This is a genomic window from Streptomyces sp. NPDC014891, assembly GCF_043081085.1.
Taxonomy (GTDB): Bacteria; Actinomycetota; Actinomycetes; order Streptomycetales; family Streptomycetaceae; genus Streptomyces.
This window is the reverse complement of record NZ_JBIBWF010000007.1, coordinates 84,822-98,559: the sequence shown is the minus strand read 5'-3', so window position 1 is coordinate 98,559 and position 13,738 is coordinate 84,822. Positions and strand designations below refer to the sequence as shown.

The window sequence follows — 13,738 nt, the reverse complement described above, 5'->3', positions numbered from 1 at the left end:
GCCCTCCTCCGTGCCGGGAGCGTGCTGCGGGGCCTCAGCCCAGCAGCCCGCCGATCGGGTTCTTCGCCCCGCCCGAGGTCGAGCCGCTCTCCGAGGGCGTGCCCGTCGAGCCGGTCGAGCCGCCGCCGGAGCCGCCGCCCGAGGTGCCGCCGCCACCCGTGGTGCTCGGGGTGTCGCTGGTGGACGGCGGGGGCTCCGGGTCGGACCGGGTGGGCGTACGGCTGCCGCCGCCACCGCCGGTGCCCGCGCCCTGCGTGGCCGTCGGACGCTGCTCCTGGGTCCGGGTGGCCTCGCGGGTGGTCTCGGTGGGCCGGGTCGCCTCCTTCGTCTCCTCGCGCTCGGCCGGGGCGTCGCTGGTCGCGGCGGGCGCGGGAGCGGTGGAGGCCTTCTCGGAGGGGGCGCGGCGCGTCGGCTCGGTGGGGAGCGGCCGGCCCGGGAGGTGGTTGATCGGGTCGTCGTTGGGGCCCGGGACCGTGACCATCTCGGTGGAGCGGACGGCGCCGCCGAGGACGGAGCCGATGAGGAGGGTGAGGCCGACGACGACCGCGGCGACGAGGCTGCTGCGGCGCATGACGCGGCGGCGCAGGTCCCACAGGTCGGCGCGCGGTCCGAGGGTGCGCCAGGCCTCGCCGGCGAGGCGGCCGTCGATCGAGTAGACGGGGGCGCCGGCGATGATCAGCGGGGACCAGGCGGCCAGGAAGATGATGTCGGCGGAGTCGTAGACCGGGACGGTCCGCCAGCTGACCGTGAGGAGCAGCGCGGCGGAGAGCAGCGCGCCCACGACGGCGGCGACGCGCTGCCAGAGGCCGAGGACGGTGAGGACGCCGACGACGACCTGGAGGAAGGCGACGGTGAGTCCGGCGCCGACCGGGTGCTGGAGGGCGAAGTCGCGGAGGGGTTCGGCGAGCGGCCAGGGGTGCAGGGAGTTGAGCCACTTCACCATGGAGCCGCGCTCGCCGCCGTCGAAGTAGACGGGGTCGCAGAGCTTGCCCATGCCCGCGTAGATGGAGATGAAGCCGAGGAAGACGCGGAGCGGGAGGAGGACGACGCCGAGGTTCATCCGGCGGCCCGGGTAGTAGGCGTGCCGGACGTTGTCCTGGCCGTGGCGCTGCGCGGCGCGGCCCTCCGGCTTCTCCTCCTCGTACGCGCCCGAGCCGGGGCCTTCGGCCTCGGGGCGGAGCTCGTACAGGTCGTCGTAGGCGCCCTCGGCGCGGCGCATCGGCGGCAGCAGGGGGCCGGAGTCGGCGGGCACCACCGGGGTGGGCATGGTGTCGTCGATGCGCGGGATGGCCTGGGTGGCGCCGCCGTCCAGCGCGGCGAGGCCCCCGCGGCCGCCCACCGGCTCCAGGGTGGAGACGGAGGATTCCCGTACGGCCTGGAGGAGGCCGGTCGCGCCCGGGGAGGACTTTCCGGTCCACACGACGGGACGACGGCGCGGTCCGCCCGCTCCTGCCCCGGCCCCGGACAGGGCTGCGGTGCGGGCGCCGGCGCCGATCTTCGGCTGCGGGGCCGGCGCGAGCCGCACACGGAAGCTGGCGTGGTTCACGATCACCTGGGCGGGATCGGAATCCACCTTGACCATGCTCAACGCGGGCTGATCGTCGAACCCCGGCCGGGGCGTTCTGGTGTCCACACTCATCTAACCGAGTGATCTGGGTTTAGGACACTGCCTTGACGGCTCGCAAATGTCCGAGACCCGTCAAGATCACGCCACGGCCGGGGCCGGAACCGACTGTCGGCCCGGTGTCAGCGGGCCATCCGGCGGCGGGCCGCCTCGTAGAGCACGACACCGGCCGCGACGCCGGCGTTCAGCGACTCGGCGCCGCCCGGCATGGGGATGCGGACGAGGAAGTCGCAGGTCTCGCCGACGAGGCGGGACAGGCCCTTGCCCTCGGAGCCGACGACGATGACGACCGGACCGCCGAGCTCCTCCAGCTCGTGCACCTCGCGGTCGCCGTCGGCGGCGAGGCCGACGACCGTGACGCCGGCCTTCTGGTACTGCTCCAGGCAGCGCGTCAGGTTGGTGGCGCGGGCGACCGGGGTACGGGCGGCGGTGCCGGCCGAGGTCTTCCACGCTCCGGCGGTCATGCCGGCGGCGCGGCGCTCGGGGACGACGACGCCGTGGCCGCCGAAGGCGGAGACCGAGCGGACGACGGCGCCGAGGTTGCGCGGGTCGGTGACGCCGTCGAGGGCGACGATCAGCGGGTCGTCGTGGTCGTCGAACGCGGCCGTGACGAGGTCCTCGGGGTGCGCGTACTCGTACGGCGGGACCTGGAGGACGAGGCCCTGGTGGTTCAGGCCGTTCGTCATCCGGTCGAGCTCGGGGCGCGGCGCCTCCATGATGTTGATGTTGCCGCGGCCGGTGGCGAGGTTCAGGGCCTCGCGCACGCGCTCGTCGTTGTCGATGAACTGCTGCACGTACAGCGTCGAGGCGGGCACGCCGTCGCGCAGGGCCTCGAAGACCGGGTTGCGGCCGACGACCATCTCGGACTGGCCCTTGCCGCCGCGGCGGGCGACGGGCTTGCGCTTGGCCGCCTGGCGGGCCATCGCGTTGGAGACGCGGTAGGCCTTGTGGCCCTTGCGGTCCTCGGCCCTGGGCGTCGGGCCCTTGCCTTCGAGGCCCTTGCGCCGCTGGCCACCGCTGCCGATCGTCGCACCCTTCTTGTTCGACGTGCGGCGGTTCCTGCGCTGGCTGTTCCCGGCCATGACTACCTGTTTCCTCTGCTGACGTACAAAGTCTGTAACTGAAGTGTGCCGCCCGGGGGCCCGAGCGGCACGTCTTCTAACGGTTGCCCAGCGTCCAGCGGGGGCCGTCGGGGCTGTCCTCGATGGCGAGGCCGGACTGGCCCAGCTGGTCGCGGATCGCGTCCGCGGTCGCCCAGTCCTTGCGCTCGCGCGCCGACTCCCGCTGCTGGAGCACGAGCCGTACGAGGGTGTCGACGGCGCCGTGGAGCTCGTCGCCGCCACCGCCCTCCTCGGCCCAGTGCGGGTCGAGCGGGTCCAGGCCGAGGACGCCGAGCATGGCCCGGACCTCGGCGAGGCGGGCGATGGCCTCGTCCTTGTCGTCCGCGGCGAGGGCGCTGTTGCCCTGGCGGACGGTGGTGTGGATGATCGCGAGCGCGTGCGGCACGCCCAGGTCGTCGTCCATGGCCTCGGCGAAGGCCGGCGGCACCTCGGCGGCGGGGGCGACGTCCTTGCCGGCCTTCTCGGTGGCGCGCTGGACGAAGCCCTCGATGCGGCCGAACGCCGACTCGGCCTCGCGCAGGGACTCCTCGCTGTACTCGATCATCGACCGGTAGTGCGGGGTGCCCAGGTAGTAGCGGAGGACGATGGGGCGCCAGTTCTTCACCATCTCGGACACCAGCACGCTGTTGCCGAGCGACTTCGACATCTTCTCGCCGCTCATGGTGACCCAGGCGTTGTGCACCCAGTACTGGGCGAAGGAGTCGCCGAAGGCCTTGGCCTGGGCGATCTCGTTCTCGTGGTGCGGGAAGATCAGGTCGAGGCCGCCGCCGTGGATGTCGAAGGCGGAGCCCAGGTACTTGTGGGCCATCGCCGAGCACTCCAGGTGCCAGCCGGGGCGGCCGCGGCCCCACGGGGTCTCCCAGTCGGGCTCGCCCGGCTTGGTCGCCTTCCACATGGCGAAGTCCCGGGGGTCGCGCTTGCCGGCGACGCCCTCGTCGGGCTGGCGGAGGTCGTCGATGTCCTGGTTCGACAGCTCCAGGTAGCCCGGGAACGAGCGCACGTCGAAGTAGACGCTGCCGTCGGCCTCGTACGCGTGACCGCGCTCGATGAGGCCGCGCATCATCTCGATCATCTCGGGGACGTGCCCGGTGGCGCGCGGCTCGTAGCTCGGCGGCAGGCAACCGAGCGCCTCGTAGCCGGAGTTGAACGCGCGCTCGTTCTCGTAGCCGATGGACCACCAGGGGCGGCCCTGCTCGGCGCCCTTCCTGATGATCTTGTCGTCGATGTCGGTGACGTTGCGGATGAACGTGACGTCGTAGCCGCGGTACGCGAACCAGCGGCGCATGATGTCGAAGTTCAGCCCCGATCGGATGTGGCCGATGTGCGGGGCCGCCTGGACGGTGGCACCACAGAGGTAGATCGAGACCTGGCCCGGCGTGAGCGGGGTGAAGTCACGGATCTGCCGGGCGCTGGTGTCGTACAGGCGAATAGTCACCACTCCAGGGTAGTGGGCGGGTGGTAGTGCCCCGATACCTGTTCCCCGTCTCCGATGACGTTTTTCACCGGTACCGGTGGATGCCGGTACCGGTGAACGGGACGGCGGGCGCCCCGGGACGTCCCTACGCCCGCGCCACCGGGTACACGAGGGCGGTCGCCAGCGCCGCGAGCCCCTCCGCACGACCCGTCAGGCCGAGGCCGTCCGTGGTGGTGCCGGAGACGGAGACCGGCGCGCCGGCCGCCTCGCTCAGCGCCTTCTGCGCCTCGTCGCGCCGCTTGCCGACCTTGGGGCGGACGCCGATGACCTGGACGGCGATGTTGCCGATCTCGAACCCCTCGGCGCGCACGATCCGGGCGGCCTCGGCGAGCAGGGTGACGCCGGAGGCGCCGGCGTACTCGGGGCGGGAGGTGCCGAAGTGGGCGCCGAGGTCGCCGATGCCGGCGGCGGAGAAGAGCGCGTCGCAGGCGGCGTGAGCGGCGACGTCTCCGTCGGAGTGCCCGGCGAGGCCGTACCCGTCGCTCGCGGACTCGTCCCACAGGAGGCCCGCGCACCAGAGTTCGCGGCCCTTCTCGAAGGCGTGGACGTCGGTACCGATGCCGGTACGGGGAAGGTGCATCGACTCAGAAGCCATCGTTGGCCCTCCTGCGGGCGAGTACGGCCTCGGCGAGGACGAGGTCGAGGGGGCGGGTCACCTTGAAGGCCTCCTCGTGGCCGGGCACGACGGCGACGGGCGCGCCGAGCCGCTCGACCATACCGGCGTCGTCGGTGGCCCCCTCGCCGGTGAGGGCGACGGTGGCGTGGGCGTTCACCAGGGTGTCGTGGTCGAAGCCCTGGGGTGTCTGGACGGCGCGGAGCCGGGCCCGGACGGGGGTGGCGACGACCTGCTCGGGGTCGCCGGGGCGCTCGGCCGGCTCGACCTCCTTGACCGTGTCGGCGACGGGGAGGGCGGGGACGACGGCGACGGCCCCGTCCCGGACGGCCTCGATGACCGCGTCCACGGTGTCGACGGGGACGAGCGGGCGGGCGGCGTCGTGGACGAGGACGGTGGAGATGCCCTCGGGGAGCGCGTCGAGCCCGAGGCGCACGGACTCCTGGCGGGTGTCCCCGCCGGGGACGACGAGGTAGTCGGTGCGCTCGGGGAGGGCGTGGGCGTCGAGGAGGTTCTTGACCTCGGCGGCGCCGTCGCGGGGCGCGACCACGACGACGAGCGAGACCGCGCGGGAGGCGGCCATCGCGCGGACGGCGTGGATGAGCATGGGGGTGCCGTTCAGCGTGCGCAGTGCTTTGGGGGCGCCCGGACCGAGGCGTACGCCCCGTCCGGCCGCCGGGATCACCACGGCGGTACGAGAAGGACGCGCTTCGTCTGACATCGGTTGCACTCCGGCAGGTTTGTTTCCGCGGCCGACATGGGTATGGCCTCACCGTGCCGGACGCTCCGCCTTGACCGGGCCCTTTCCGTGACGACGGTCGAGGCGTCGGCGCCCGCGCACAGGGGTTCGGACGTAACAGGGGGAACGAGAGCATACGGAGATGAACACGCGTGCGCGAACGTGCGTACGGGACAGGCGTGTACAGGACATACGGGGGACCGCCGGGGCGGTCGTGAAAATGCCGAAGCGCCCGGCGGCAGCACTGTGTGGATCACAGTACGCCGACGGGCACCGCGGCATCGCTTCACTTGGTTGCGCGCTCGGATGTCGTCAGAGCACGCTCAGGACGCGAGGACCTCGTCGAGGAGAGCCTCGGCCTTGTCCTCGTTCGTGTTCTCCGCGAGGGCCAGCTCGCTGACCAGGATCTGCCGTGCCTTGGCGAGCATGCGCTTCTCACCGGCGGAGAGACCGCGCTCGCGCTCGCGCCGCCACAGGTCGCGGACTACTTCGGCGACCTTGATGACATCGCCGGAGGCGAGCTTCTCGAGATTTGCCTTGTAGCGACGGGACCAGTTCGTCGGCTCTTCGGCGTACGGTGCGCGCAGCACCTCGAAGACCCGGTCCAGCCCGTCCTGACCGACCACGTCGCGAACACCGACGAACTCCGCATTGTCCGCCGGCACACGAACCGTCAGGTCGCCCTGCGCGACCTTGAGCACCAAGTAGGTCTTGTCCACGCCTTTGATCTGGCGAGTTTCGATGGCCTCGATCAGCGCGGCCCCGTGATGGGGATAGACCACGGTGTCGCCAACCTTGAACGTCATGTGACAGGTACCCCTTCCGTGGCTATCCAGGGTAACACGGATACAGCTTCTTCTGAATGGCGTTTTCGCAGGTCAGGGCATATCTCGGGGCTTGACAACAGCAACACGAACGTGCTGCGGCGGGCTTCCGGAAGGCGGTATTCGCAGGTCGGAGCGGCTGTGCGGACGGAGAGAAACGCGCACGTTACACCTACCCGAACCCCCTCAAGAGAGGCTCGATGTCCCGTTTTGTCGGGTTCGGAGTGCCCTTCCCAACGTACTCCGTTCGAGGATCGTCCACCCGTACGGATGCATCGCGGGGTGATTCCGTAATTGATCAGCGGGCGCCGGTCGGGGATTTTCGGAGGCGAGGCTCCGGTGAATGCGGCGCGGCCCCCGAATTGATCAAGGCAGTTATGTGAACAACAGGTCAATGGGTCGTGATCCGGCCACGACGGCCGACGCACCGGAAGTGCCGTGGGCCCGCCCGCCGGGCCCGCCCCCGGTGACCCCGTGGCCGGTAAGGGGCGGGTCGGGTGCGGGACGGAGAGTGCGGCTCGGTAACCTGAGCGCGCTGACACACCCTTAGCCGATCTTCGGTCTTGTCGTCGGTCCTTGGTTCCACAGCTGTCCGAAGCCTGTCCGTAGCCTGTCCGTACGTCCTAGGAGATGCCGCCGCCGTGAGCCGCAGCCTTCGACGCGGCGCCCTCGCCGCCACCGCCATCGTTCTCTCCGTCGCCGCGCTGTCCGCCTGTGGTGCGGGCAACGACGCGCAGACGCTCGGCATCAAGCCGGACAACGCCGCCGTCACGGTGGACGACGTCAAGATCCAGAACGCGCTGGTGATCACCCAGCCCCTGGACGTGGCCAAGGGCCCGGCCGTCGTCTCGGCCACCGTCTTCAACAACGGCGACGAGCCCCAGACCCTGGAGTCCATCACCCTCCCGGGCAGCGCCGGCACCGCGGTGGCGCTCAAGGCCGCCTCCGGCACCGGACCGATCGTCGTCCCGGCCAACGGCTCCGTCGTGATCGGCGGCGAGGGCAACGCCTCCGCGGTCATCGCGAACGGCAGCGAGGCCACCCGCGACGGCGACGCGCAGAAGGTCGTCTTCAAGCTGAGCCGGACCGGCGACGTGGGCCTGAGCGCCTTCGTGGTCCCGGCCGCCAGCTACTTCAAGGACTTCGGCCCCACCATCCTCCCGGCTCCCCCGGGCGCCCAGCCGACCGCCTCCGCCTCGCCCTCGGGCGCGGCCGAGGGCGAGCACGGCGGAGAGGCCTCCGGCGAGCCGTCGGGCGAGGCGAGCCACGCGGCCGGCCACTGACCCGTACACACGCGGAAAGGGCGCCCTCCCCGGCGGGGAGGGCGCCCTTCGCCGTACGCGGCGACGGCGGCGGTCGGGACCGGGCCGGCGCACCGCCGGCGTCCCGGCCGGGCCGGTGTCTACGGCTCGAACTTGTAGCCCAGGCCGCGGACCGTGACCAGGTAGCGCGGAGCGCCCGGGTCGGGCTCGATCTTGGCGCGGAGACGCTTGACGTGGACGTCGAGGGTCTTGGTGTCGCCGACGTAGTCCGCGCCCCAGACCCGGTCGATGAGCTGCATGCGGGTCAGTACGCGGCCCGCGTTGCGCAGCAGCATCTCCAGGAGGTCGAACTCCTTCAGGGGCAGGTCGACCTTGCCGCCCGCGACCGTCACCACGTGGCGGTCGACGTCCATGCGGACCGGACCGGCCTCCAGGGCCGCGGGGGTGACCTCCTCCGGCTCGCCGCGGCGGCGCAGCACCGCGCGGATGCGGGCGACCAGCTCCCGCGAGGAGAAGGGCTTCGTCACGTAGTCGTCGGCTCCTATCTCCAGCCCGACGACCTTGTCGATCTCGCTGTCCTTGGCCGTCACCATGATGACGGGGACGTTCGAGCGCCCGCGGAGCTGCCGGCACACCTCGGTGCCGGGCAGGCCCGGAAGCATCAGGTCGAGGAGGACGAGGTCGGCCCCGTTGCGCTCGAACTCGTCGAGGCCGTCGGGCCCGGTCGCCGCTACCGCGACTTCGAAACCCTCCTTGCGAAGCATGTAGGACAGGGCGTCGCTGAAGGATTCCTCATCCTCGACGACAAGCACTCGGGTCACGGAAGGACCTCCGGGGCAGGAAGCGGTTCGGTCATGAGATCAGGGGTGGGGGACGAGGCGGGTCGGCGGTCCCGTACGGCGCCCGCCTCGGGCAGCCGCAAGGTGAAGGTGGAGCCCTGGCCCTCGGTGCTCCAGACGGTGACCTCTCCGCCGTGGGAGGCGGCCACGTGCTTGACGATGGCCAGGCCGAGTCCGGTGCCGCCGGTGGCACGGGAGCGGGCCGGGTCGACGCGGTAGAAGCGCTCGAAGACGCGCTCCTTGTCCTTGTCGGGGATGCCGATGCCCTGGTCGGTGACGGCTATCTCGATCAGGTCGCCGCCGGGAGCGGCGATCTTGCGGGCCGCGATGCCGACGCGGGTGTGGGCGGGTGAGTAGTTGACGGCGTTCTCGACCAGGTTGCCGAGGGCGGCGGCGAGCTGGCCGCGGCTGCCCCAGACCCGCAGGTCGGCGGTGCCTCCGGACGCCATGGTGATCTGCTTGGTGGTGGCGGTGTGCCGGGAGCGGTCGATCGCCTCGTCGACGAGTTCGTCCACGGACACCGGCTCGGAGTCCTCCAGCGGGTCGTCGTTCTGCACGCGGGAGAGGTCGATGAGCTCCTGTACGAGGTTGGTGAGGCGGGTCGCCTCGATCTGCATGCGGCCGGCGAAGCGGGTGACCGCCTCGGGGTCGTCCGAGGCGTCCATGACGGCCTCGGAGAGCAGGGAGAGCGCGCCCGTCGGGGTCTTGAGCTCATGGCTGACGTTGGCGACGAAGTCGCGCCGTACCGCCTCGATGCGGCGGGCCTCGGTGAGGTCCTCGACCAGCAGCAGCACGAGCCGCGAGCCCAGCGGGGCGACCCGCGCGGACACGGCGAGCGCCTCGCCGCGGCCGCTGCCGCGCCGGGCCAGGTCCAGCTCGACCTGTCGTATCTCGCCGTCGCGGCGGGTGTCACGGGCCATGTTGAGCATCGGCTCGACGGCCAGTTTCCCGCCGCGGACCAGGCCGAGCGCGTACGCCGCCGAGCTGGCCTTCACCACGGAGTCGCTCTCGTCGAGGACGACCGCGGAGGAGCGCAGTACGGACAGCACGGTGTCGACGCCGGGCGGGAGCACGGCGTCGGTGTGCAGGGAGGTGCGGGTGGGTCTGGCCTGGTCGCGCTCGCTCCAGCGGAACGCCAGCATGGCGATCACGCCGGTGCACACGCCGGCGATCGCGGCCAGGGCGGCGACCGCCGCGTTCACGTCCATGCCTCCCAGGTTATGCGGGTGCGAGGACTCTCTCCCAGCCGTCCGAGTGGCTCCTCGAACACTCGTCGCTCAGAGTTCACCCCGAGGACCGGAGTGATTCACATGCTCCGGGAGGGCCGACGGCTTACGTCGCCCAGAGTTCACCTTGGGGAAAGTATTGATTCATGTGTGCGGGTGGAGCCGGACGCGTGCGGGACGGAAGGTGGGAGCGTGGGGATCCGAGGCCCCCATCCGGACCCCCCCGGAGCTTTGCCGAGCTGTGCGTAGAGAGGGACATCCATGCGGGACGCGTACCACGAGGAACTGGACTCGATCGGCGAGAGCCTGGTCGAGATGGCCCGCCTCGTCGGGTCCGCGGTCGGACGCGCCACCACGGCGATGCTCGACGCGGACCTCAAGCTGGCGGAGAGCGTGATCGCCGCCGACCAGAAGGTCGACGACCTCCAGCACGAGCTGGAGGCCCGGGCGATAGCGCTGCTCGCGCGGCAGCAGCCGGTCGCGACGGACCTGCGGATCGTGGTCACGTCGCTGCGGATGAGCGCCGACCTGGAGCGCTCGGGCGACCTGGCGCAGCACGTGGCGAAGCTCGCCCGGCTGCGGTTCCCCGACACGGCGGTGCCCCGGGACCTGCACGCGACCATCCTGGAGATGGGGCAGCTGGCGCAGCGCCTGATGGCGAAGGCGGCGGAGGTCATCATCACGAAGGACGTCGACCTGGCGCTGCAGCTGGAGACGGACGACGACGAGATGGACCTGCTGCACCGGACGCTGTTCCAGCACCTGATCGACGACCGCTGGAAGCACGGCATCGAGACGGCGGTCGACGTCACGCTGCTCGGCCGCTACTACGAGCGGTTCGCGGACCACGCGGTGTCGGTGGCGAAGCGCGTGGTGTACCTGGTGACGGGCGAGCACGCGGACGAGCTGCAGGCGGCGGACGCGCCGGTCGAGGGCGCGTAGGCGCGCGGGCGCCGATGCGCCGTTGATGCGCCGGTCCGGGTGGGCATGCAATGGGGGGAGGCGATGTGCGCCTCGAAAGGGAGGGACCCCCATGGCCGATTCCCCCAACCCGACCGCGACCACCTCAGGGGCGGAGGCACCGCGCGAGGCGGTGCACCTGCCCCTGCTGGGCGCCTGCGGCTGCGGCTCCGGCTGCGGCTGCGGCTGCCAGTCGGGCGGCCCGTGCCAGTGCGGCGGCTGCTCCGGCTGACCGGGATGCGCGGAAGGGGCGGGGCGAGGACGCGACATCAGCGCCCTCGGCCCGCCTCGGCCCGGCATGGGCCGGTTCGGTCCGCGTCCCGGGCCGGTGTGGTCCGCCCCGACCTGCTCGGCCTGCTCGGACTGGTCCGGTCCGCCCCGGGCCGGCTCGTTCCCTCTGACTAGAGGTCCAGCACGCCGACGACCTGCTCGCCGCTGGTCTCCCCCGTGGGGCGGAAGCCGAGCCGCTCGTAGAAGGCGCCGGGCCCGTCCCGGCCGGGTTCCCAGGTGACGTACAGCTGCGAGGCGCCGCGCCGGCGCAGTTCGTCGCGGACGGCTTCGACGGCGAACCGGCCGTACCCCCTGCCCTGCCCGTCGGCGGCGATGTTGAGCCGCCAGAGACCGCTGCGGCGGTCGTCGGGGTCCTTCTCGGGGTTCCACTGGAGGTCGAGGAAGGCCATCAGGAACCCGACGAGCTCGTCCCCGTCGAAGACCAGCCGCGGCCAGGCGGCCTCCCCGAAGGCGTACGCCTCGGCAAGGGAGCGCACGACGGGGGCGACGTTCCGCTCCTGATGGGGATGCACGCGCAGGGCGAGCGCGGCGTCGACGGTGGCGGGGGTGATCTTCTCCAGACGGAGCGACGTACTCATGGGGCGGAGGCTAGCGAGGACGTACGGATCCGGCGCGCGATTTCCCGCCGCGCGGGCGTCCGGTGGCCGCACCGAAGCCCGCCCGGAGCCGTCGCCGGGCCGGGGCCGGGTGTGGAGGAGCCCCCCGCCCGGCGTGGCCGGTGGGGGGCTCTTCCCTGGCTGGGGCTGTTACTTCTTGCCCTGGGTCTGGCGGGCCCGTCTTCCGCCCCTGGTCAGAGGGTCGCGCACCCCAAGTGACCTGCGGTCGAGCGGTTGTTGTTGGGCGTTGTTGGCCGTCGCTGGTCACCGTCGGAGGGCCCAGAGAGGGCCCAGCTCGGGCCCTCCGTAGCCGCTAGCGCTAGCAGTACGGCCCGCTAACGTTAGCGCCCCCGCTAGCGGGCCAAACCAGCCGTGAGCAGCCTGTTAGCCGTTAGCCGCCGCTCCGGCCGCCACGCCGGAGCTCGGCGTGGGGCGGTTGGCTGAGATCGGCCGGCGGGCTGCTATCGCCAGGCGTCGGCGAAGAGCGAGAAGGACCGCCCTTCGGGCGGACGCCCCTCGCCCGCCCACTGTCCCGTCTCAGTGGAGTTTGACCAGCGCTGGACTCTAGTCCGCAGTACAGCCCCAGTAGGCAATCTCGGCCGGTTCGCCATCCCGGTACAACACTGTGCACCGGCCTATCCCACGGCCGATCGGGTCGAGCAATCGACGTGTCGCAGCGTCCCACTGGTCACGCGTGGGTCGCCCGTCGGGAGCCCAGCTGCGGATCTCCTCCTCGGTCATGGGGCGCATCATGGCGAACTGGTCACCTGCATCAGCGTCGATCAGCTCGTAGAAGTCGAGCACCGTGCAGGTCCCTCCGGTCAGGATGTACTCCCGCCAGCCCTCGTCCTCCCACAGCTCGACGATGCCCCGCCCCGGAAAGCCGTGATCATCCTTCGCCAACTCCTGGCTCTGAGCCTGCCGGAACGCAGCCGCCAGATCCTTCTGGTACGGCCCGGTCGCCGTCCACTCGTTGCCACCCACAGCACAACCCTCCCTGGTCGCCGACCCTCGGTTTCGCCGCAGGCTAACCTCCACCTCTGACAGGGCCGGCCGTTCGACGCCCGCGCCTGATCGAGATTGAAGAGGCAATCGGCCCGCGCGGCTATGGCCCCTCCTCTGAGCGCCGGTACCGCGCCTGGGGTGAGGTCTGAGGGCCCGGGCGCCTACCGCGCTGCGCGGAGTTCTGGAAAGGCTTTTCAGAGGGGGATGGCGATGCTCTCCCTCGGCCACCCTCGCTTCTGAAAAGCCTCTTCTCCTCGCCCTAGAGAGTTGAGGAAAAACAGCGTCCGCAGCGTCCACGTCTCTTCCCGCATTGTTCCTGACCTGCGGTTTCCGTGCGGACGCTGAACAAAATGTATAGCGTCCGCCAGCATCCGCAGCGTCCGCAGGATCCACTCCGTTCTAAGAGCGTCACCCCAGGTCAGAGCGCTCTTAGAGCGGAACGGCTGTCGGATGCTGCGAACGCTGGACCTCCCCGTGTCACGGCACCGCGTACAGACAAGAGGAGCACGCCGCCCCCGCCCGGGTGCTCCTCTTGTCTGTACGCGGCTACGGCTCCGGGGTCCTTGGTCGGCGAGGACGGAGCGCTGTCACTTGTCTTGTCGCTTGTCGCCCCGCAGGTCAGAGCGCCCTGGGCGTCGCCAAGACCGGCGTACGGGTGTGTCCGGTCGGGCGACAAGCGACAAGGCCAGGAGCGCATACCGGCCCACCCCGGGACGGCGATCGCCGCAGCGCGAGCGGAGCGAGCTGCCAAAGGTCGCGTGCCCGCAGGGCACCCCTTGATAATTGCCCGCAGGAAGCTCCGCTGCGTCCCTAGAATCCGGCCTCGATGAAGAGACGAGTGCAGTTCACCGAGCAGGTTGCGCGCTTCCGCGACTACATGCCGACCGAGGATCGGGACACGTTCCTGCGTATCGTCGCCAGGATCACAGCTGACCCCGAGGGCGCCGGCAGCCACCTCGCCTACACGAGCGACACTGTGACGCGCTCGGTGTGGGAAGACCACGTAATGGTCCACTACGTCGTCACGACCTTCTTCGTGATCGTCATCGAGCTTGACATCTACGACCCATCGCGCGGTTTCAACGAGGTGTAGACAGCACGACAGGAGCCGACCACGACGTGGGCGCCTCCACCCGCACGTGGCTGAACACATTCACGGGTACG

The 13,738-nt window shown here is 71.2% G+C and carries 14 protein-coding genes; 4 read left to right on the top strand and 10 right to left on the bottom strand.

The window, feature by feature from the left end; genetic code table 11:
- Positions 1-34 precede the first annotated feature (34 nt).
- The 6 genes from ACF09E_RS21075 to ACF09E_RS21050 all read right to left on the bottom strand — a co-directional run bounded on the left by ACF09E_RS21075 (position 35) and on the right by ACF09E_RS21050 (position 6,377).
- Positions 35-1,639 (bottom strand): DoxX family membrane protein, encoded by a 1,605-nt coding sequence (locus ACF09E_RS21075; protein ID WP_361853134.1) that lies wholly within the window; start codon positions 1,637-1,639, stop codon positions 35-37.
- Between the two features lie 107 nt (positions 1,640-1,746).
- Entirely contained in the window at positions 1,747-2,706 is a 960-nt protein-coding gene (gene rlmB, locus ACF09E_RS21070) for a 23S rRNA (guanosine(2251)-2'-O)-methyltransferase RlmB (protein ID WP_361853131.1), read from the bottom strand.
- 76 nt (positions 2,707-2,782) lie between these two features.
- Positions 2,783-4,180: a cysteine--tRNA ligase gene (gene cysS / locus ACF09E_RS21065; protein WP_392206491.1), complete on the bottom strand. Its 1,398-nt coding sequence runs from the start codon at positions 4,178-4,180 to the stop codon at positions 2,783-2,785.
- 124 nt (positions 4,181-4,304) lie between these two features.
- A complete protein-coding gene (gene ispF, locus ACF09E_RS21060) occupies positions 4,305-4,814 on the bottom strand; it encodes a 2-C-methyl-D-erythritol 2,4-cyclodiphosphate synthase (RefSeq protein WP_392206490.1) in 510 nt (169 codons plus the stop codon).
- Positions 4,804-5,553: a 2-C-methyl-D-erythritol 4-phosphate cytidylyltransferase gene (gene ispD, locus ACF09E_RS21055; RefSeq protein WP_361853124.1), complete on the bottom strand. Its 750-nt coding sequence runs from the start codon at positions 5,551-5,553 to the stop codon at positions 4,804-4,806. The genes ispF and ispD overlap by 11 nt, the downstream gene beginning before the upstream one ends.
- Positions 5,554-5,894: 341 nt before the next feature.
- Positions 5,895-6,377: a CarD family transcriptional regulator gene (locus tag ACF09E_RS21050; RefSeq protein ID WP_003953493.1), complete on the bottom strand. Its 483-nt coding sequence runs from the start codon at positions 6,375-6,377 to the stop codon at positions 5,895-5,897.
- 659 nt (positions 6,378-7,036) lie between these two features.
- On the opposite strand from ACF09E_RS21050, the gene ACF09E_RS21045 reads away from it, so the two are divergent.
- Positions 7,037-7,678 carry a DUF461 domain-containing protein gene (locus ACF09E_RS21045; protein ID WP_388792259.1) on the top strand — a complete coding sequence of 214 codons (642 nt, stop codon included), beginning with the start codon at positions 7,037-7,039 and terminating at the stop codon, positions 7,676-7,678.
- Between the two features lie 119 nt (positions 7,679-7,797).
- Here the strand turns inward: ACF09E_RS21045 and ACF09E_RS21040 are convergent, their stop codons facing one another.
- A complete protein-coding gene (locus ACF09E_RS21040; RefSeq protein WP_015035162.1) occupies positions 7,798-8,478 on the bottom strand; it encodes a response regulator transcription factor in 681 nt (226 codons plus the stop codon).
- Positions 8,475-9,704 carry a sensor histidine kinase gene (locus ACF09E_RS21035; RefSeq protein ID WP_388792257.1) on the bottom strand — a complete coding sequence of 410 codons (1,230 nt, stop codon included), beginning with the start codon at positions 9,702-9,704 and terminating at the stop codon, positions 8,475-8,477. Before ACF09E_RS21035 ends, ACF09E_RS21040 begins: the two co-directional genes overlap by 4 nt.
- A gap of 279 nt (positions 9,705-9,983) precedes the next feature.
- Here ACF09E_RS21035 and phoU point away from each other — a divergent pair, with 279 nt between their 5' ends.
- Complete coding sequence (gene phoU, locus ACF09E_RS21030) at positions 9,984-10,664, top strand: phosphate signaling complex protein PhoU (protein WP_148003163.1); 681 nt, start codon at positions 9,984-9,986, stop codon at positions 10,662-10,664.
- Between the two features lie 91 nt (positions 10,665-10,755).
- On the top strand, positions 10,756-10,914 hold the full coding sequence (locus ACF09E_RS21025; RefSeq protein ID WP_361853118.1) for a hypothetical protein: 159 nt from the start codon (positions 10,756-10,758) through the stop codon (positions 10,912-10,914).
- Positions 10,915-11,083: 169 nt separating this feature from the next.
- Here the strand turns inward: ACF09E_RS21025 and ACF09E_RS21020 are convergent, their stop codons facing one another.
- Positions 11,084-11,551 (bottom strand): GNAT family N-acetyltransferase, encoded by a 468-nt coding sequence (locus ACF09E_RS21020; protein WP_392206489.1) that lies wholly within the window; start codon positions 11,549-11,551, stop codon positions 11,084-11,086.
- A gap of 582 nt (positions 11,552-12,133) precedes the next feature.
- Positions 12,134-12,553 (bottom strand): hypothetical protein, encoded by a 420-nt coding sequence (locus ACF09E_RS21015; protein WP_392206488.1) that lies wholly within the window; start codon positions 12,551-12,553, stop codon positions 12,134-12,136.
- Between the two features lie 859 nt (positions 12,554-13,412).
- Here ACF09E_RS21015 and ACF09E_RS21010 point away from each other — a divergent pair.
- Complete coding sequence (locus ACF09E_RS21010) at positions 13,413-13,667, top strand: hypothetical protein (RefSeq protein WP_392206487.1); 255 nt, start codon at positions 13,413-13,415, stop codon at positions 13,665-13,667.
- Positions 13,668-13,738: the final 71 nt, after the last annotated feature.